The 18,631-nt window shown below is 54.9% G+C and carries 15 protein-coding genes; 6 read left to right on the top strand and 9 right to left on the bottom strand.

Annotated features, from left to right (window positions below; genetic code table 11):
* Positions 1-18: 18 nt before the first annotated feature.
* Entirely contained in the window at positions 19-873 is an 855-nt protein-coding gene (locus HY788_21695) for a dihydropteroate synthase (protein MBI4776759.1), read from the bottom strand.
* Positions 874-1,243: 370 nt separating this feature from the next.
* Between HY788_21695 and HY788_21690 the strand changes: the two genes are divergently transcribed.
* From HY788_21690 to HY788_21680, 3 genes are all read left to right on the top strand, one after another.
* Positions 1,244-3,493 (top strand): PAS domain S-box protein, encoded by a 2,250-nt coding sequence (locus HY788_21690; protein MBI4776758.1) that lies wholly within the window; start codon positions 1,244-1,246, stop codon positions 3,491-3,493.
* Positions 3,486-4,151: a response regulator transcription factor gene (locus HY788_21685; protein ID MBI4776757.1), complete on the top strand. Its 666-nt coding sequence runs from the start codon at positions 3,486-3,488 to the stop codon at positions 4,149-4,151. Before HY788_21690 ends, HY788_21685 begins: the two co-directional genes overlap by 8 nt.
* A gap of 626 nt (positions 4,152-4,777) precedes the next feature.
* Positions 4,778-5,239, top strand: coding sequence for a hypothetical protein (locus HY788_21680; protein MBI4776756.1), 462 nt, complete (start codon positions 4,778-4,780; stop codon positions 5,237-5,239).
* Between the two features lie 111 nt (positions 5,240-5,350).
* On the opposite strand, the gene HY788_21675 is transcribed toward HY788_21680, so the two are convergent.
* The 4 genes from HY788_21675 to HY788_21660 form a co-directional block, all read right to left on the bottom strand.
* On the bottom strand, positions 5,351-5,800 hold the full coding sequence (locus HY788_21675) for a response regulator (protein ID MBI4776755.1): 450 nt from the start codon (positions 5,798-5,800) through the stop codon (positions 5,351-5,353).
* 182 nt (positions 5,801-5,982) lie between these two features.
* Entirely contained in the window at positions 5,983-6,444 is a 462-nt protein-coding gene (locus HY788_21670) for a response regulator (protein ID MBI4776754.1), read from the bottom strand.
* Between the two features lie 124 nt (positions 6,445-6,568).
* Entirely contained in the window at positions 6,569-8,230 is a 1,662-nt protein-coding gene (locus HY788_21665; protein ID MBI4776753.1) for a GHKL domain-containing protein, read from the bottom strand.
* Positions 8,231-8,371: 141 nt separating this feature from the next.
* The gene (locus HY788_21660) at positions 8,372-10,024 is read right to left on the bottom strand and encodes an anion permease (GenBank protein MBI4776752.1); all 1,653 of its coding nucleotides are present in this window, start codon (positions 10,022-10,024) and stop codon (positions 8,372-8,374) included.
* A 457-nt stretch (positions 10,025-10,481) separates the two neighbouring features.
* Between HY788_21660 and HY788_21655 the strand changes: the two genes are divergently transcribed.
* The 3 genes from HY788_21655 to HY788_21645 all read left to right on the top strand — a co-directional run bounded on the left by HY788_21655 (position 10,482) and on the right by HY788_21645 (position 12,415).
* Positions 10,482-10,991 (top strand): hypothetical protein, encoded by a 510-nt coding sequence (locus tag HY788_21655; protein MBI4776751.1) that lies wholly within the window; start codon positions 10,482-10,484, stop codon positions 10,989-10,991.
* Positions 10,992-11,150: 159 nt separating this feature from the next.
* Complete coding sequence (locus tag HY788_21650; GenBank protein MBI4776750.1) at positions 11,151-11,579, top strand: hypothetical protein; 429 nt, start codon at positions 11,151-11,153, stop codon at positions 11,577-11,579.
* 212 nt (positions 11,580-11,791) lie between these two features.
* Positions 11,792-12,415 carry a nitroreductase family protein gene (locus HY788_21645; protein ID MBI4776749.1) on the top strand — a complete coding sequence of 208 codons (624 nt, stop codon included), beginning with the start codon at positions 11,792-11,794 and terminating at the stop codon, positions 12,413-12,415.
* Between the two features lie 242 nt (positions 12,416-12,657).
* On the opposite strand, the gene HY788_21640 is transcribed toward HY788_21645, so the two are convergent.
* The 4 genes from HY788_21640 to HY788_21625 are packed head-to-tail and all read right to left on the bottom strand — an operon-like array spanning position 12,658 to position 18,603.
* The gene (locus HY788_21640; GenBank protein ID MBI4776748.1) at positions 12,658-12,819 is read right to left on the bottom strand and encodes a hypothetical protein; all 162 of its coding nucleotides are present in this window, start codon (positions 12,817-12,819) and stop codon (positions 12,658-12,660) included.
* The gene (locus tag HY788_21635; protein MBI4776747.1) at positions 12,812-16,294 is read right to left on the bottom strand and encodes an FAD-dependent oxidoreductase; all 3,483 of its coding nucleotides are present in this window, start codon (positions 16,292-16,294) and stop codon (positions 12,812-12,814) included. The genes HY788_21640 and HY788_21635 overlap by 8 nt, the downstream gene beginning before the upstream one ends.
* A 44-nt stretch (positions 16,295-16,338) precedes the next feature.
* A complete protein-coding gene (locus HY788_21630; protein MBI4776746.1) occupies positions 16,339-17,166 on the bottom strand; it encodes a hypothetical protein in 828 nt (275 codons plus the stop codon).
* 3 nt (positions 17,167-17,169) lie between these two features.
* Entirely contained in the window at positions 17,170-18,603 is a 1,434-nt protein-coding gene (locus tag HY788_21625) for an NADH-quinone oxidoreductase subunit N (protein ID MBI4776745.1), read from the bottom strand.
* Positions 18,604-18,631 lie beyond the last annotated feature (28 nt).

The following is an 18,631-nucleotide window of genomic DNA, read 5'->3' as shown; positions in this document are numbered from 1 at the left end:
CTCCTTTTAACAAAGCCGTTATTCCTCCAACCATGAATGTGAATACAACTGATTTCCCATGAGCAGATTGACCGTTTTGACATAGTTTATTTCTGTCTCGGAAAGGCTTCCCATATCGATGGTTTCCTGATCCATCGCGCGATGAATAAGCGTTTCCAGATCAGGCAGCCCCCCCTGATTCAGTTGAATCAGTTCCTTGTCCAACACATCGGCAATGACGGCGGAATGGCCGTAGCGGTTGAGCATGACAAAAAAGGTCCGGTTTAGCAGGCCGCGCACGTCGGTGGGCGTGCCGCAACTCGAGATGTTGGACAGACCGGTTATGGTTTTTGCTTCAGGCAATGCCTCGGGAAACATTTTGACGAATTCGAAATAGCGCAGGATGTCCTCCTGATTCACACAGGCGGGCATAAGCACGGCGTCGACCCAGACCTTGTCGCTGGGGATATCCATGCTATTGGCTTCCTCGACAAGTTCCATGGCCATTTCCAAGCGCTCATCAGGGTCGATGGCCATACCCTCGTCGTTAATGGTCATCATGATCACATCAGCGGAGAATTTCCGGGCAAGGGGGAGGATGGTTTCCTTGCTTCTTTGGGTTCCGTTGGCTGAATTGATCATCGGAGTCTTTTTACAGACTTCCAATACTGCTTCCAGGGCCACCGGATTGAGCGTGTCGATACATAGGGGAAGGTCCACTGCTTCCTGTACGGTGTTGGCGATCCATCGAGCTGTTTCCCCGGGTTTTTTGGTCAGGGGACCCAGATTCAAGTCCAGATAATCCGCACCGGCTTCGGCCTGCAGACGCGCCAGTTCCCGAATCGGTTCCGGATCCCGTCTATCGACGGCGCCGCCAATTTTTTTGGAAATCATGTGAATGCCTTCGCCGACTAAGATCATTCTCTTGGTCCCCTCTTGGATTTCGTTTTATTGGGAGTGTTGGCCGGTTTTCCGAACGTGACGCCTGATGAGCATTCTGTACCATTATGATGCGGGTCGGGAAGCAATGCAATCGGCTGAGTGGTGATTTTTCCCGAAAGTCCGACTATTTTTTGTGAGATTGGGGGTGAACGACACCCCGTGTATGCAGTTGAATATACTCGAAACGTCCGGTCGAATGAAGTCATCGGAGTTGAGTTTGTGGATTTGACAAGTGCACAAGGTCGATATAAGTTTAAACAAATATCGCTAATACGGACAAGCGCGAAAGTTCCAAGAGACGCTTGCCGTGGAGCAAGCATTCATGCAATCTGCGGCCGAAAAGAAGCCCTGTCAGAAGGCGGGAACGGTCCCCAAAGCTGTCCTCCGGTGCTGGAACATCCTCGGATGTGACAGGTCACAATGCCCGGCTTTCGACCAGGGTGACACCCCGTGCTGGCGCGTACCGGACACCTGCTGCACGGAACACAGCGGAGGTCTCGTAGTATACAAGTGGGAGTTGTGTGCGGTCTGCCCGGTATTCAAGCTGAACGCTGAAGCGGACGCCCGTGGGTGGAATTACTTTGTGTCCGATCAGGTGAAGCAGTTTACCCGGGACGTGGTCCGACAGGCCTTTCGCCACGAGGTCGGCCTCATCCAGGTGGTTAATAACCTGCCTTACGGCCTTTTCACCGTAGATAGAGAAGGGGTAATCAATTATATAAACCCTGCCGCTGAACAAATCCTGGGGCGGTCGTCCACCGGTTTGATCGGAAAGCAATGCCGGGACGTATTTGAAGCCGAACTGTGTGAATCCGTCTGCTCGGTCAGGAACTCCGCACGATCCGAGAGAACCCTCGATAATAGAGAACTCACCATCAAGCGGTCGGATGGCAAGGCCATCCCCATTATCTGCAGCACCTCCCTCCTGAAAGGTTACGACGGGAACGTGATCGGAGGAGTGGTGCTCTTCAACGATATATCCGCTCTGAAGCGTCTGGAGGACGACCTGGTTTCTTCCGATCGGAAATATCGACGTCTGTTTGAAAATTCCAAGGACATGGTCTTCATCACTTCCATCGAGGGGCTGTTCAAGGACGTCAATCAGGCCGGCGTGGACCTCTTGGGATACGACAGCAAGGAGGAGCTGTTAGCCCTGCGTTCCCTCAAGAACTTGTACGCCAACCCGGCCCACAGAAGGGAATTTCAGGAGCAGATCGAGGCCGACGGATTTGTGAAGGATTTAGAGGTGGTTTTGAAGCGGAAGGACGGCACCCGTTTAAACTGCCTGGTAACGGGCTCCGCCGTCCGGAATCCGGCCGGCGAAATCGTAGGATACGAGGGCATCGTTAAAGATATTACCTCTCGGGTCAGCGCGGTTCGAAATCTCCAGCAGAGACATCAGGAACTGTCCCTGTTGAACTGGGTGGCCCTGGCCATGAACATGAATCAGGAATTGGACGAAATGCTCATGACCGCCCTGAATAAGGTGCTGGATGCATTAAAACTTTCCATGGGGGGCATCTTCCTGATTGACCGGTCGAGGTCTACCTTTTCTCTGAACGCTCAGCACGGCCTTACCCGGAGCGGGAAGGGCGAAAACTGTCATGTCCTGCTCCATGATGAACTGCTCAGAGAGGCCCTTTTTCAAGAAGATTTTACCCTGATGCCGAGACCCATCTATCCTCCTTTCACAGCCACTTTCACGAATTCAAAGGAAGGCAACTCGGTCAACCTCTCCTGCTTTTTGATCGCTGCAAAGGAAAAGGCCTATGGTTTTCTGGCGTTACATGTACCCGCCAGCCAGACTATCACGGAGCAGGGGCTGAACTTTCTGGGGTCTTTGGGGAACTTTTTGGGCGCGGCCGTTGAAGAAGCGCGAATGCTTCAAACCATTGAAAACCATCGTGAACAGCTCAAACTGCTCACGGCAAAGCTGTTCAGCTCGATCGAACTCGAGCGGAAACGAATCGCGCGCGAACTGCACGACGAAACCGGTCAAGCCTTGACGGCCATTAACTTTACTCTGGCGGCCATCGAAAAGAGCCTGTCGAAAGGTCCTCCCTACGAAAATCTGGCGGAGAGCATCGTGTTGCTCAAACATCAGATCGACCACACCTACTGTGAATTGCATCGTACATCGCAGCGGCTTCATCCGGCGTTGTTATGCGACATGGGCCTCGAACCTGCGTTGGACTCGTTGTTGCAGCGAGTGTCGGAAGGCAGTGAGTTGGAAATCGATTTCAGGATGGTGGGGTTCGATGGTCGGCTGGATCCCGAAACGGAGACAGTGCTGTACAGGTTATCCCAGGAAGCTCTGACCAATACGCTCAAACACGCCAAAGCGAAGAAATTCAGCCTGCATATCATCAAGAGCTACCCTCATATCATCCTGTCATCGGAAGACGATGGGATGGGATTTAGCGAGAGTGAAGTAAACGCCATCAGGAAGGGCCTCGGCCTGGTTTCCATGCGTGAGCGAGCCGCCATGATGGGAGGCAGTTTTGCGTTGCGCTCGATCCCGGGAGAGGGGACTCGGATCCGAATCGAAATACCCATTAAAGACAATGTCTGAGGCCGATCGCACCATTACCATTATTGTCGCGGATGACCACACCATCGTGCGGCAAGGGCTGTCTACCATGCTGGAAATGGAGCCCGGCTTCAAGGTGATCGGTCAGGCAAGTAATGGATTGGAATCCGTGAACATGGTGGAACGGCTGCAGCCGGACATCGTAATCATGGATATCGCAATGCCGATTCTGAACGGCATCGATGCAACCCGGCGCATTAAACAGATCTCTCCCGAAACCAAAGTTATCATCCTTTCCATGCACAGCCATGATCGTTTCATCAACGAGCTTTTCAGAATCGGAGCGTCCGGATACCTCCTGAAAAACTCCACCGGCCCGGACGTTATCAAAGCCATCCACGCCGCCCTGGACGGCGGTACCTATCTCAGCCCCTCCATATCGCGTCGGGTTATCGAAGACTACGTGACGTTGAAAAAGCAGTCGAGAGAGGAGGAGCTGTACGGAGAGCTTTCCAACAGGGAGCGAGAGGTGTTTCAGATGATTGCCGAGGGTCGCTCCACAAAAGAAATTTCCGAAATCCTGTGCCTGAGTCCGAACACCGTAAAGACGCATCGTTCCAATATCATGGAAAAGCTCCAGGTGGACTCCATTCCCAAATTGATCTTGTTCGCAAAGAAGCTGAAAATAGTAGATATATAGATCCCGTTTCTCTATCCGTCCTGAAGATGCGACCTGTGAAGCGCAGCGACAACGGCCTCTATGGCCAACCCTTTCAGGCTCGATGCGGCGGTGCACGCGATCGTCATCACCCTGCCTTTAGCTTGCCCGTAAGTCCCGCTTTCCCATCGGAAGCATCGTCCTTTGGGGAGTTTCCGATTCGGCCCTCGACTCCCGCCCGCAATTGTGCGGAAGGCCCACTCGACTCTATCCTCATGCTTTTTGATGTTTTCCATCCGGAACTGCTCAGAAATTGAGCAGTTCGTCTGAATTGAAATATCGGTCAATTTAAATATATATGTTATATCAATGCGTTAAGGTCTAACATCCCCATAGGCATATATATTGCATGAGCTATCACAAAAAGGGAAAGGAGCATGGTATGCAACGCCAAGCGAAGAAATCGCTTTCTTTTTTAAAAGGTTCCCAGGGTTCCGCCCCGAACGGCGGCGAAGCTCCAAAAGAGCCTGGATGAAGCCCGAGGTTTCGGAATCCGGCGGGGGAAGGAGTGTCTGATCGTTCTTGACCTCAGATGCGGTACAAGGATCTTTCCCCCCATCGAAGGAGAACAGCACGGAGTCGCGCTGCCGTCCGAATACGGCGCGCTGTTGAATGGTTACCCTGCCGACAGTCTGATTATCATTCACAACCATCACGCAAACGTCTCTTTTTCCGGTCCGGACCTGCGGCAGTTTCTTTCGTTCAGATCCTTATACGCCTCCGTAATTGCCTGTGCGGACGGAACGGCCTACTATGCGGCCCGAAAAAGACACCGTTCCGCCGGCGGACACTCCTCCCCGTACGCCGATAAGGAGAGTCCTCCGGGCGCGCCCCAAGATGCCAACTACGACGTCGAACGAATTCTATCGGATTATCATTGGAACCATGTCTGCCTTACGGCTCGATACGGCCGCGAGATCGCGGCGGGCGCCATTTCAGAGAAGGAAGCATTGTACAACCATGGCCACGAGAACATGGTCCGCCTGGCGAGAATGCACGGATTTCGCTACGGAAGAATCGGCGGTCCTCCCAACCATTCTCTCATGGATCTCAGGCGGCTCGGAGAATAGGGCGATCATTTCCAATCCCGTAGCGGCAGTTTCCTTACATAAGCATACGTGAATCCTCTTAGTAGGGAGAGCGGTTTCCACCGTCTCTCCGGCCGCGAAGCGGCGCGTAATCTATTTCGTTTCTCTCAGTATTTCCAAGGCGGATTTCATGGACGATCGGGTTTGGGCCACGCGAATTTTTTCCTCGAGGTGTTGCCTCTTCTCGAACGCTGCTTTCGCCTTGGCGAGGAGTACATCGAGATCCGTGGGTTTCATCAAATAGTCCGAAGCCCCGGACTTCAACCCTACAACGGCTGATTCAACAGTGGCGTGACCCGTCAGCATGATGACTTCAACCATGGGAAATCGCTTTTTTATCTCTTTCAATGTCTCGATGCCGTCCATGCCGGGCATTTTGACATCGAGAATCACCACATGTATGTTTTGTGAGCTCAGTTTTTCAAGCGCCTCGACGCCGCTGAGCGCGGTTTCCGCTTCGATGCCTTTTTTCGAGAGCAGTTTCTTTGTTGTAGCAAGAAACCGTTCCTCGTCATCGACCAACATCATTTTCATTTCCTGCATTTTGTCCTCCTTATCTCTCCATGCATCCGGTGACGCGCCCGGTCAGATGAAAGACGGTGGTCGAGACGGCGCCGCCTCCAGCCGGGAAAACCGGGACCGTAAGATACCTTGCCGTCCGAAGCGGCCCGCAGGCGGTCGACGAGGTACGCCGCCGGTCATGTATACGGCCTGCCGGTATGGTGCTATTTATCTTCTTTTTCGTGGTCGAACACTCTGCCCGGAAATCTCATCAGCTCTTTGAGTCGAGCCTTTCGGATCTTCTGGTCATGGGCGTCCTTTTTTTCAAAGGCCTGCGCCATCTTGGTCAAGAGTTCTTCCAGTTTGACCGGCTTTAAAAGATAATCGAATGCGCCGAGCTTCATTCCTTCGATGCTGGTCTCTATTGAAGCGTGGCCGGTAAGGAGAATCACTTCAGCGAGAGGTTGGATCTTCTTGATCTCCCTGAGCGCTTCGATACCGTCCATACCGCCCGGCATCTTGATATCCAGCAGGATCACATCGAAGAGTTTGCCCTTCACATTTTGCACGGCCTCTTCTCCGCTTTTGACTCCGACGGTGTCGATACTTCTTTTCTGCAGGCGATTGACCAGCGTTTCAAGGAAATCCTCTTCATCGTCAACAACCAGAACCCTAAAGGAATCCATTTGAACCTCCTCTGCTAAGCAGTGCGAATATTTTATTTAATACCGATCGATTGCGATTCTTAAGCCCCGGGCTCGATGAGCTTCGGCCGAACAGTTTTGGCGACGATCGTCTGTTGGCGTCTTTCTATTTTTTCTGAGGAACAACCATCGGGATGTTAACCGAAAATGTTGTGCCTTCGCCTTTCCTGCTTTTTACCGTCACGTGGCCGCCCATCTTTTCCATGATGTTATAGGTGACCCACAGCCCTAAACCGGTGCCTTTGCCGGGCTCTTTGGTGGTGAAAAACGGATCGAATACCCTCTTTTGGATATCATCCGACATGCCGGGGCCGTTATCTTCGATATCCACTTGGATATTGGAGTCGTCCTTACGCGTGGTGATTCGGACCCATCCATCCTTCTCTATAGCATCAATGGCGTTGGTGATGAGATTGAAAAATACCTGCTGGAGCTGTGCTTGATCGCTTGCGGTTACGGGCATGTCCTGGGCCAATTCCGTCTGGATCCGGATGTTTCTGAGCCGGGCGACGTAGTCGAGAAGGGAAATGGTTTGAACGATGACTTGGTTGACATCCACATCCTCCAGCTTCGGTTCCATCCTCCTTGCGTAACCCAGCATTCCGTGCACCACTTTTCGGGCGCGATCCACATGCTCCTCTATTTTTTTCACGGAGGTGATATACTCTTTCAGGTTCTTGCTGCCCTGGAACTCCTCTTCGGTCAGTAAATCCTCCATCCAACCGGTTTTCTGCAGTATCACCGCCAGCGGATTGTTGATTTCATGAGCCACGCCCGCCGCCATTTTCCCCAGGGCGGCCAGCTTGTCGGACTGGACGAGTTGCGCGTTCAACTCGTTCAACTTCTTGTCCGCCTCCCGAAACCGGTTGAGGGTCAAGCGGGTCGTGATAAACGTGGTCGCAACGATCGCCAGAATACCACAAACGATGATCGCGATGACGGCGTTTCGGGTGGCAAAGAGACCGCTCATCTCCTCGGTAATTTCCTGGCTGATGACGGAAAGCCATTTGCCGTTTTCCAGCCAGGTGCCCGCGTACAGGCGATTCTCACCGAGTCCGTTTCTCTTCTCGATTATCGTGGTTCGCGAGCCGAATCGGGACGGGTCCAGATCCGAGGAGGTCAGGATACCACTGCCGAAACGCCGATCGGTCTGGAAGATCCCTTCCTTGTTGATGATGTACGCGTCTCCCGTTTTCCCGGCGCGCCCGGCTCTGACAATGTTCCCGAAGATGTCGGGATCTATGGTGGCCCGGAGGATCCAGGTGTTTTGGTTCTCCTGCCGGCGAACCGCGATAATGAAATGAGGCAACCGGCGATATCCCAAATAGACGTCGCTGATGTAGATGCCCTTGCTCACCACTTCGCCAAACCACGGCTGTTGATAGTAGTTCAATCCTACAAGGTCGTAAGGCCCTACGTAGGCGAGATGCTGGCCGGCGCTGTCGATGATGCCGAGGTCAACGAAAGCGCCGGCCCGACGATTCATCACTTCGAAGATTTCCGAAAGATGTTTTCCTTCAGACATATACTGGAAGGAATGCGTGTCCGCCATAGCCGCTAGAATGGCGGTTCGCTCTTTCAGAAACAAATCCAAAGCCTCTGCCTGTGTTCTCGCCCTGTACTCGATCTGCTCCTCGATCTTCTCTCTGTACATCTGGCTGAACTGGTAGAAGATGGTGCCTCCCAGGATTAGGATCGGCGCCAGGGAGACCAGCGAGGTTATGAACATCATCTTTCTCTGAAGGCTGATGTACAATGATGTCTTCATGCGCTGTTGTCCTGTCGCTGCAATGCAATTGGTCTCGATCTCGGGGGCCGGCCGTTGTCCGGTCACAGGCTCGGGTGAAAGCCCTCGAACGGACGCGGCCCGCCCCTGGATCCCTCCGTATTTGGGAGGGATCCGCCAGGCCTAGTTAATTGCGGGCCACGACATGAACCGCCAGTATCCGAAAATGGTCCAGAACCAGAGAACAAGCCACGCAAGAATCGTTACGGGCAGGCCGTATTTAATAAAATCCATTACGCTCAACAGCCTCTCCCCGGTCTCCGGATCTCTTCCCATGCCGAAGGCAATGGCGTTGTTGGGAGTGCCCACTACCAGGAAGTTGGCAAAGGAAGACGAAAACGCGCATGCCAGACCGACCTTCCACACGTGAACCTGAGCCAGGGTGGCCATGGGAAGGACGATGGGCCCCAACGCGGCCACCGTGGCGCCGTCGCTCATGAAGTTGGTCATGGTTCCGGTAAGTATACTCACCCCCACGGCCAGCATGTCTCCTTTGGACATGAAATCCGGCAAAAGGTTCACAAAGCCTTCGGCCATCCAAAGTGCGCCGCCGGTAAACTTGAGGCCGACTCCCATGGCGGAGGCCGCAGCGTACAGTCCGACCACGTCAAGGGCCACACCTTCCTGGATATCGTCCCAGGTGATAATACGGCACAGGAACATAGCCATGACGGCGTACAGGGTAGGTCCCCCGAGACCGGACTCTTCGCCGAGGATGACCCACGCCGCCACCAGAAGGACCAAAATGATGGCCATCAAGGCCTCTTTTCCCCCGAATTTGGGCATTCTGGCCACTTCCGCTTTCACGATTTCACTGGGATTGAAGTCCGGAACCCGGAGTTTCGGCTTGCAGCGAATATACATGTAAGCGCCAATAAACAGCGCCGTCACCGGCACAAAAGGCATTCCATACTTCATCCAGCTCAGGAAGGAAATGCTAGTTCCGTAGTCCATCAGGTAGCCTACCATGATCGCGTTTCTTCCCCCTGCCGCGGGCGATCCCGGACCTCCATGATTCGCTGCGAAGCAGATACCGAGCAACAGGAAAACGGCCAGGGCCCGGTCTTTCTCGACGCCGTTTATCTTACACGTCACCTTATACACGCCCATAAGTACGGGAATGAGAAGCGCTACAAGCGCGTGCTCGGAGAGGAAGCTGGCCGCCATCGGGAGGAACGGCAGAAAGAAGAATGAAAAAGCCTTGGCGTTTTTGATGCGGCTTAGCAGAATCAGGCCTATGCGTTTGTCCAGACCCGTCTTCCCGACACCGACGGCCACAACGAGGATCCCGAAGATGAAAAACACGGCGTCCGTCATGTAAGCCTTCGAGATGTCGTTGATGGGCAGTATGGCGAACAGATACAAAAACACGCCCACCAGAAGATCCGTCGCGCCGATGGGCAGGGCTTCCGTTCCCCAGAGAAATACGGCCACAACAAAGATGGCCAGCATGACTTTAGCCATCCGCGCCGTGTCTTCATTTGTGAGTAACTCTCCGGAACCATGCGTTCCCTCTTCACCCGCCTGCTCCTGTTTCGAAACATTGGGGCGGAGCTTTTTGTTGATACTGTCCGTGATGGTCTGGCATCCCTGGGACAGCTTGTAGCCCGACGGATCGACCCGGCTTACCAGGTCGAGCATGCTCTGGGGCGGTGGCAGGATAACCAAAACTGCAAATGCGAGTGCTGCGATCAACAGTAAAACAGGTTTGTATCCCGGCCTGCTCGCCCATATGCCGGCTCCGGGATTTCCTGCAACTTCCGAATGGTGCTTCATAATGTCCTCCGCATTTGGTAATAACCGACGTGTCCTCTTTCTGAACGTTCAGGGGGCGTTCGTTCCCTTCCAGTGATTCACCCCGGAATTCTTTCGTAGCAACAAGTACTATCGCAGCTTCCGGTTCCACGCCGGGACGATCCGTCAATTCCATGTCCCGGGAACGGCAAGAGTTAGGGAGAGAAGAGGCAACGGATGTGCCAAGAGAGGGGTCTGGGGGTGTGTTGTGTAACGTACTGAAGACAAGAGGGTTTTCGTCCCGTATCGGCGCCGGAAAATCGGTTTTTCAATGGCGGGCTGTCGGCTTTTTTTCCATACTGTAAAAGCCTTTTTATAGAATGTGGCAACGGAACGGGCATTGGAACCACGATTCACAGGATGGCCTATAGAGTGGTGCTGAGGACGAACCTGTGGTACACTCCATTCTGCTCTGGACATCAGATCGGAGGGTCTACACATGATTTTTCGGCTAACGCAGAAACTCGCGAAAAAGATCGGGGAGACGCCCACGAGTTGTCTTCCTCCCGACGTGAATCCTTTTGCAGACTGGACCGGTCACCTGTTCACCGTCGAGAGAGTTCAATATATCATTCTCACAAACACACCCTCGCTCTACTCGATCGTGTTCCCCGGACGAGGCGTCACCGGCCACAACAGCTTTTTAAGGGAGTCTTTCAGTTATATGCACGACTTCATGGCCGGCGATGGCAACGAGTTTTTCTTTCGACGATTCATCGAGCCGCGGATGAACGAGGTCAGCTTTTCCAAGAGCGGAGATCGAAGCGTCCTGGGATCCATGAACGAACTCATCCTCCAAACGAAGTATTATCTGAGAAGCCGAGGGCTGTCGCCCTTCGAGGCGGCTACCCATGTGAATGAATCGCCCATGTCATACCTTGGCCACCAGCATCCTGCCAAGGCCTTTAGAAATCTGAAGATTCGAGAAGTGAATGCGGCTGTTGTTTAACCGCTGAAATAGACGTAACATCATCCGCAAGAGGGAGGTATCTTGTACGTTCTCCCTCAGATCGAATGTTCAGTGCGTGGTCGCTCCCTATCAAATAGACGAAAGCAACACGAATCCAGGCTGATTAGGAAACGCAAGACAATACGCGAGGAGGCAGTGATGGTATTACCGGAATACATCACAAAGGAAGAAGTGCAGCGGGTTTGTCGGGAACTCGGGATTCGGGACTGGACGAAGCTGGCCAAGGCGGAGGTTCAACTCGAGGAGGCTAAGGTGATTCAGGCCGAAGTCGGCGGGGAAACGGGCCGGATTCCGGTGGAGGAGTTCAAGATGGGGCTCGAGGTGGAACTCGAGCACGGATTGAGCTTTCCGGATGCCAATGTGACCAACAACCATCCCATCCTGACGGGAAAAATCGTCCTGGCGCACTTGAAGGAGATGCTGGATTACTATCCGCGGCTCGAAGTGGCGGAACTCGAGGGAGATCTCCTGAAAGCCACGAAGAAGGGGGATGGCGACAAGGTATTGCGGTACTACCGAAAGCTGATCGAGGCCCGGGCGGTGTTGATCGAGAGAGAGAAAGACTAACTCGGATTGGCCTGAAAAGAGTCAGGCGCCTGAGAGAACGATCCTTGGCTCATTATCGAGTAAAGGGCGTTGCCGGCGGTTAGGGCTGTTCTCTGCGACAGGAACGAGACGCATGAAGATCGAACGGCCGGATCATTTGATGTTAACCGTAAGACATCCGGATGCTGCCGACTGCTTCTATTCCGACGTGCTCGGCATGGAAAAGGAAATGTTTGAAAACGGGCAAGCGAAAGAAACCGGAACTTACCATGGAGGAACGCATGGATCTGTACGAGGCCATAGAAAAGAGGCGAACGATCCGGGTGTATAAAGCGGGGGCCACGGAGGAGCAATTGCGTAAGATCATCCTGGCCGGGACAAAGGCTCCTTCGGCACTCAACAAGCAGCTCTGGGAATTCATCCTTGTGGAGGAGCCTTCGACCATCGATCGCCTGGCGGAGCTGAAGTACGAGCAGACGATGAGAACGCCGCTGAAGGATCCCGCCAAACGACCGAAGCTGGAGAAGGCCGGAATAGCCCAGAGGGAGTCCTTTAAGAACGCCGGCATTGTGGCCGTGTGCAACAAGGTCGACTGGGAACGCAGCCTTTGGCTTTGCATTGAAAACATAACACTCGCCGCCGTAGCCGAAGGGCTGGGGTCCGGAATCGTTCTCTATTGGGATGAAGACAAAAAGACCGCTGAAAAGCTTCTGGGTATTCCCGAGGATTGGGAGCTCACCGCCGTGCTGAAAATCGGCGTGCCGGGAGAGGAAGGGTATGCCCGGGACAAGAACCCCTTCGGTCCCAGAAGGCCGGAATTCAGTTGGCTCCACAAAAACCGGTTTCCGGCTCAATAGACCGAAGGAGCCGCATCATTGTAAGGAATACTCGACGGGATCCTTTGTAAAGGGTTCCCCTCGAACACCCCTCCTGAACTTTTCGAGCGTTATCGCACCGCGTTCGGCGGAGCGGATGAAATAGTGAAAACGGTCCGGATTTTCCGGGCCCTCTCCAATTGTTGGTATGGGGTTTGACCATGTCCCACGTGGTCCGCCGTGTCGTAATGTAGGGGCGTATTGCAATACGCCCCTACCGCTAATCAGGACGAAAAAAAACGGAACGCCGCATAAGAAATCACGGCGATCTCGATGAACCAGCAAATGACATAGAGCAACTGCAGGCCGTTGGTCACTTCGTATGGTTCATAAATGGTGTTGGCTTGCTCCAGTTCTTCCAAAGCCCATTCTTTGCTGTCAACCATGTGCCCCCCCGCCTGTTTCCCGTTCGAGGACGCTCATCTCTTCCTGCACCTTGGCCAGGGTTTCGAAGGGCGCCGGACCATCCATACGCTGCAGGATCTCACCCAAAACGCGCCAATCGGGAAGCAGCCCGGCTGGCGGCGCCGCGGCCGGAGAGCATCTGATTGTTTGGCTGTCGCCCCTGACGAACGCGCCCTCGCTTTCAAGGCACAGGCATCGAGGCAACACTACGTGAGCGTGTTCCACGAGGGGTTCATGACAGAACGTCAGCAGAACGAGGAAATCGAGATGGTTCAATGCTCCGCTCAGCCTGTTGGAGATGCGCTCTTTTTCGGGGTTGAGACCGGAATGAAGCACCAAGCCCTTTATGCGCCCGGCTTCAAGTTCCGCCAGGATCCGGTCCGCGGAACCGCTCCCTACCTCCGGAAGGTCCCTCGCCCACAAGTCTCTTAAAGTGCAACGGTTTTTGCGTTCCCGCTTGTCATCGCCACAGGGATACACCAGGGACAGCGGGGCCTTCCACAGGGCGGCGCCGTTGGGAGCAGCGGGAATCAGGCCCCACATTCCCCTGCGGTTCCTCATCAGCTCGTTCAGCCGCTTGAGCGGTTCGACATCCTGTTCTGTCAAGCCGGCCTCGCTCACCAGGCACATCATGGATTTCCGCTCGCTCGAGTTCGTGTGTATCGCGTCGGATGCCCCCGTTTCTCCAATCGCCTCCAGAACGGCGGCGAGTCCGCCGGGCAACTTGCGAACATCGGCCTGATCCGAGAACTCCGGAAAAGGACCGTTTTCCCGGCCTGCCAACATGAGCTTCCCACCGTTTTGAATGAGACGATGCAAGGCCGGTTCCAGGAGACGAAGATCGTTTTCCGGGGCGGGGCCGAACAGGATCACCACGTCCTGCTTTTCGATCTCGTCGTAAGGCGGCATAAATGGTTGCGGGGTCACTCCGGATAGAAACTTCCTGGAAAAGGGCCGCTCCATGCCCGGTCCCACCATGTCCAAACGATCGGTGAACAGACCGATTCGGACGAGCTTGGCAAACAGGTACAATTCCTCGAGAGTGCCTCTCCCGAACGTCAGACCCGCCAGGGCGTTCGATCCTGCGCTTTGCTTCAGTTCGCCGATCTTCCCGGCGATGGCGTCGAAGGCTTCATCCCAACCCGCCTCCTCGAGGCGGCCGTTCCTTCGCACCAGAGGGCGAGTGATCCGCCGATCTCCGTCGCGCAACGACAAAAGCTCGAATCGTCCGCGCTCGCACAGGTGTCCAACGTTCGGGGGACGGTCCGGAGAATCGATGGACAACGTATGTTCCCCAATGCAAGCCACACTGAGACCGCATCCCAGCGAGCACAGGTTGCACACGGTGTCGGCCTTTTCCTCGGGGAAGGGTCCCCGCTTGGACCAGAGGGTTTTGTACGTGAGGGCTCCCGTTGGGCACACGCTCACACAAAGACCGCAGTCGTTGCACTGACGGTTGATCCGAGTCCGGTGGGAACGGTAGACCTCCAACTGTCCGACCGGTTCAAGCTCCACGGTTACGGCGTAACGACCGTGGTAGGTCGCGCAAGCCCGTTCACACAAGCGGCACACCACGCATTTGTTGTCATCGATGACAATGTGAGGATGGTCTGACAGGATGCGATACGGCTGGGTCGGTTTTATTTGGACAAGTTTCTTGGTTTCTCCGAGCAGATGGGCCACATCCCGGATACGGCAATCGGCAAAGGCCATGCATCCACAGGAGAGACATCGGTTGGCTTCCGTCCGGGCTTGTTCTTCCGTCAAACCCAATTCGATCTCCCGGAAATTCCCTTCACGATCCTCGACGGGTAGTTCGGGCATTTTCTCTCTGGGGATCTTCTCCCGTTGCGCGAAATTCGCTTCGTCCACCTCTTTGAGAATGCCTTTTGAAAACAGAAACGGAGCCGGCGGTGTCAAGGGCAATCCCCGCAGAAAACGGTCGATAGCTTCCGCCGCCCGCCGTCCTGATCCGATGGCTTCGACGGCCGTAGCCGGTCCGCTGGTGAGGTCGCCGGCGGCAAAGACGTTTTCGATGCTGGTCTGACCCGTCAGACTGTCCACTTGAACCAGTCCACGTTTGTCCAGGCTTAATGCCCGGGTTCCGGAGTCTTCCCCAAAGAGATGAGATTCAGGGGTCTGCCCGATGGCAACGATGATCGTATCCAGAGCCACCTGTTCTTCAGAGCCGGGGATGGGCCGGGGTCGGGGCCGGCTCGAAGGACCGGCGTCCACGAGTTCCATTCGCACGAATTCCATGCCCGTGACCTGACCGTTGTCCCCCAGAATCTTCTCCGGTGCGGTGAGGAATTCCATCCGGACGCCTTCCCTCATCGCTTCCTCGACTTCGATGTCCTGGGCCGGCATTTCGTTTCGCGAACGACGATAATATACGGTCACGGTTGCCGCACCGAGTCGCAGGCTCGTACGGGCGCAATCCATGGCCGTATTTCCTCCGCCGATGACGGCCACCCTTCGCCCGATGTCCGTTTTTCGCCCGGTGGCCACCTCATTCAGGAAGATGGTGCCGGGAAATACGCCCGACAGATGTTCGTTTTCCACGGCGAGCCTGTGGTTCGTCCATGCGCCCAATGCGAGAAACACGGCGTCAAAGCCCTGATGGATCAGCCCTTCGAGCGTGAGATCCTTGGGCCAGGAAACGCCGGTTCGGACCTCCACTCCCATTCGAAGAACGGCATCGATTTCCCGATCGAGAACGGCTTTGGGCAGACGGTATTCAGGTATGCCGTACCTCAGCATACCTCCCAAGCGCGGCATGCTTTCGAAAACAACGGGTGAATGACCGTACATCGCCAGAAAATACGACGCGGTCAACCCGGCCGGTCCTCCGCCGATCACGGCCACTCGCTTGTTGGTGAGCGGGGCCCTGGGAGGGTTGAGAAGTTCCGGCGTCCGGTAGGCGATATCACTTGCAAAGCGTTTGATATGGTTGATATTGATCGGTTCGTCGACTCTCCCTCGACGACACTGGGCTTCACATGGATGGGGGCATACGCGGCCGCAGGTAAGCGGAAGCGGATTGGTGCGCCGAATCAGACGGCAGGCCTCGAGATACTGTCCTCGCGCTACGAGGGCCAGGTAGCCCTGAATGTCGATGTTGGCCGGGCAGCGCTCGCTGCAAGGAGGAAAACAGTCCCCGTAATGATCCTCGAGAAGCAGGGATAGGATCGTCTTGCGATCTCGCATAAGGGTCGGGGATTCGGTGGTGACGGAGAGGTTTTGGCTCGCCTTTGTCGAGCAGGCGGTAACCGGCCGTTCGTTTCCTTCGATTTCGACCTGGCAGAACCGGCAGGCTTCAGCCGGAGCCAGCCTTCCATCATTGCATAGTGTGGGTATCCGGACGCCCGCCCGCGCCGCCGCATCGAGGACCGTGCAGCCCTCCGGGACTTCGATGGTCTTTCCGTTTATGAAGAGCGTTATTTTCTGCGTTTCCATGGGCGGATATTCCCCTGTAGTCCTCCGGCCCCAAAGGATCCGGGCTACGTCAAGAAGCGTTCCTCGGCGGAGCAGCCTTCAGTGCGATGTCGTTCGAAATCCTCTCTTCGCTCCCGGAGCGCCAGGCGCACGGGGGCCGTGACCTTCTCGGCGAATTCGCAGTACCCCCCCTTACTCATGGCGGCGGCCGTTTCAGCCACCTCCTCGATATGGATATCTTCGTTTCTTCCTGCCAAAAGTTCTCGAAGCAAACGTCCCAACTTGTGTACGCCGAACCTGCACGGGAAGCATTTGCCGCAGGATTCGGACGCATTCAGCTCGAAAAGGTAGGTGACCAGAGACACCACGCAATAGTCGGGTTCCATGGCCACCAGGACCGACTCCCTCCAGTCGAAATACACGCGGCTGTCCGCGACTGTGGTGGGGTCCAGGAGCAGGAACGGAAACAGCATATGACCCTTAACGGACGTTTCTTCGAGTAGTTGCCGGGCGCGGCGAGGCTTCAATCCGTGATAAAATACTCTGTTGTCAGGCATTCCGACAAAGGGCCCCTTGGAACAGGCGCCCGAGCAAAGGGTCAGCGTGGGCTCGAAGGTCAGGCTTAGCCCCATGGTTTTTGCCTGTTTACGGACCTCCCCGATAAGCTCTCCTGAACTGCAACGGCACATCGGATGTGAGCAAAACGTGTAGTGGGCCGGTCCTTTCAAATCGGGTCCGGCCGGTTTTCTTGCAGGAACGGGGCGGATGGCCTCTTCGAGCTGTTCCTTCCTCTTCCGGAAAAGCGGCTTGAGCAGGCCGCCCACCAGCGATATGCCCGCGATCGGACTGCCGGCGAGCCGAACGGCCGAATGAGTGTCGTCAGGATTGAACACGGATTATCTCCCCATAAGCAGAGTCCGAACAGCTTCATGTGCGATGTCATACAGCTGCGTGGGAAAGACCCCCAGATAGATCATGGCCGAAATCAGCGTGTAATTAAGCAGCCGGATGGGGCCGCTGATTTGAACCAGCGGCTCCTCCTGTTCCGGTTCGACAATGTAGGCCGCTTTGATCACCATCAGATAGTAGTAAAGGCTTATTGTGGCATTGACCATCCCGAAGATCGCGAGCCACAAGAGGTCGTTTTCCACGGCGGCGGCGAAAACGAGAAATTTCCCTGTGAACCCGACCGTGGGAGGGATGCCGGCCAGCGAGAACAACGCCATCATCAATGTCAAGGCCAATAGGGGCGATCTTCGGCTCAAACCGGCCAGATCCGCAATTCTCAAATCCTGGCCTTCCGCGGCAAGTTGTACGACTACCATAAAAGCCGCGAAATTCATGAGAGCGTAAGCGGCAATGTAAAAAACCGCGGACGAGTAACCCAGATCGGTCATGTTGATGATGCCCACCATGATATATCCCGCATGGGAGATAGCGCTGTACGCCAGCATCCGTTTCAGGTCCTTCTGTACGATGGCCACCAGATTGCCCAGCGACATCGAGACCACGGCCAGAATGGTCAGCGCATCCGTAAGGTATTTGCTGGGAACGCCCACGAGAGAGGTCAACCGGATCAACAGAGCCACTGCGGCTATCTTCGAGACCGTGGCGATGAAAGTGGTTACCCGGTTGGCCGCGCCCTGATACACGTCGGGCGCCCAGAAGTGGAAAGGAACGGACGCCAGTTTGAACAGAAAGCCCGACAAGAGAAGCAGAAGGCCGATCATGGCCCCTGGTTCCCGTATGACCAGAGGCAATTTGCCCGCCATCTCGGAAAGATACGTGGTGTGCATTACTCCGAACACATAACTCATTCCGAAAAGCATGACACACGAGGCCGTCATACCGATAAAGAGGTATTTCACCCCGGCCTCGACGTCGAAGTTTTTCCCTTTGCGCATGGGCACGAGGATATACAGAGAGAACGAAGAAAGCTCCAACGAGATGTATATGGTCATCAGCTCGACGGCGCTCACCATGAGCATCATGCCGGCGGTGCACGTGGTCAGAAACAGGAAAAATTCAGAATGGTATCTCTCTCGAACTCCCTTGAGTTCACTACAGGCGGTGATCACCAGAAAATAGGCCACCGATAGGAACAACTTGAAGATCTGGCTGAACAGGTCCACCCTGTAGGCGTCGAAGAACAGGAAGCCTTCCCGGTTCAACGAGAGCGCGCTTAGAACGATTCCGACGGCGGATAACACTAGAAGCACAAGATACGTTCGCCGTGGATTCGGATGGTCGCTCAAGGATGCAAAGAACAGCAGCAACGACAGCATCAGATAGAACAGTTCGGGTAGAAAGAGAAGGATCGACGAAGTCATGGTTTAGACCCGTTTGTATGTTTCTGCG

The organism is Deltaproteobacteria bacterium, from assembly GCA_016208165.1.
Taxonomy (GTDB): Bacteria; Desulfobacterota; Desulfarculia; order JACQYL01; family JACQYL01; genus JACQYL01.
This window is presented reverse-complemented; position numbering and strand designations above follow the sequence as displayed.

Excerpts from the sequence above, each read along its gene's own strand:
- HY788_21695 (MBI4776759.1), bottom strand. The coding sequence starts at position 873 with ATGATTTCCAAAAAAATTGGCGGCGCCGTCGATAGACGGGATCCGGAA.
- HY788_21685 (MBI4776757.1), top strand. The coding sequence starts at position 3,486 with ATGTCTGAGGCCGATCGCACCATTACCATTATTGTCGCGGATGACCAC.
- HY788_21660 (MBI4776752.1), bottom strand. The coding sequence starts at position 10,024 with ATGAAGCACCATTCGGAAGTTGCAGGAAATCCCGGAGCCGGCATATGG.
- HY788_21670 (MBI4776754.1), bottom strand. The coding sequence starts at position 6,444 with ATGGATTCCTTTAGGGTTCTGGTTGTTGACGATGAAGAGGATTTCCTT.
- HY788_21690 (MBI4776758.1), top strand. The coding sequence starts at position 1,244 with ATGCAATCTGCGGCCGAAAAGAAGCCCTGTCAGAAGGCGGGAACGGTC.
- HY788_21655 (MBI4776751.1), top strand. The coding sequence starts at position 10,482 with ATGATTTTTCGGCTAACGCAGAAACTCGCGAAAAAGATCGGGGAGACG.
- HY788_21625 (MBI4776745.1), bottom strand. The coding sequence starts at position 18,603 with ATGACTTCGTCGATCCTTCTCTTTCTACCCGAACTGTTCTATCTGATG.
- HY788_21640 (MBI4776748.1), bottom strand. The coding sequence starts at position 12,819 with ATGGTTGACAGCAAAGAATGGGCTTTGGAAGAACTGGAGCAAGCCAAC.
- HY788_21675 (MBI4776755.1), bottom strand. The coding sequence starts at position 5,800 with ATGCAGGAAATGAAAATGATGTTGGTCGATGACGAGGAACGGTTTCTT.
- HY788_21650 (MBI4776750.1), top strand. The coding sequence starts at position 11,151 with ATGGTATTACCGGAATACATCACAAAGGAAGAAGTGCAGCGGGTTTGT.
- HY788_21665 (MBI4776753.1), bottom strand. The coding sequence starts at position 8,230 with ATGAAGACATCATTGTACATCAGCCTTCAGAGAAAGATGATGTTCATA.
- HY788_21635 (MBI4776747.1), bottom strand. The coding sequence starts at position 16,294 with ATGGAAACGCAGAAAATAACGCTCTTCATAAACGGAAAGACCATCGAA.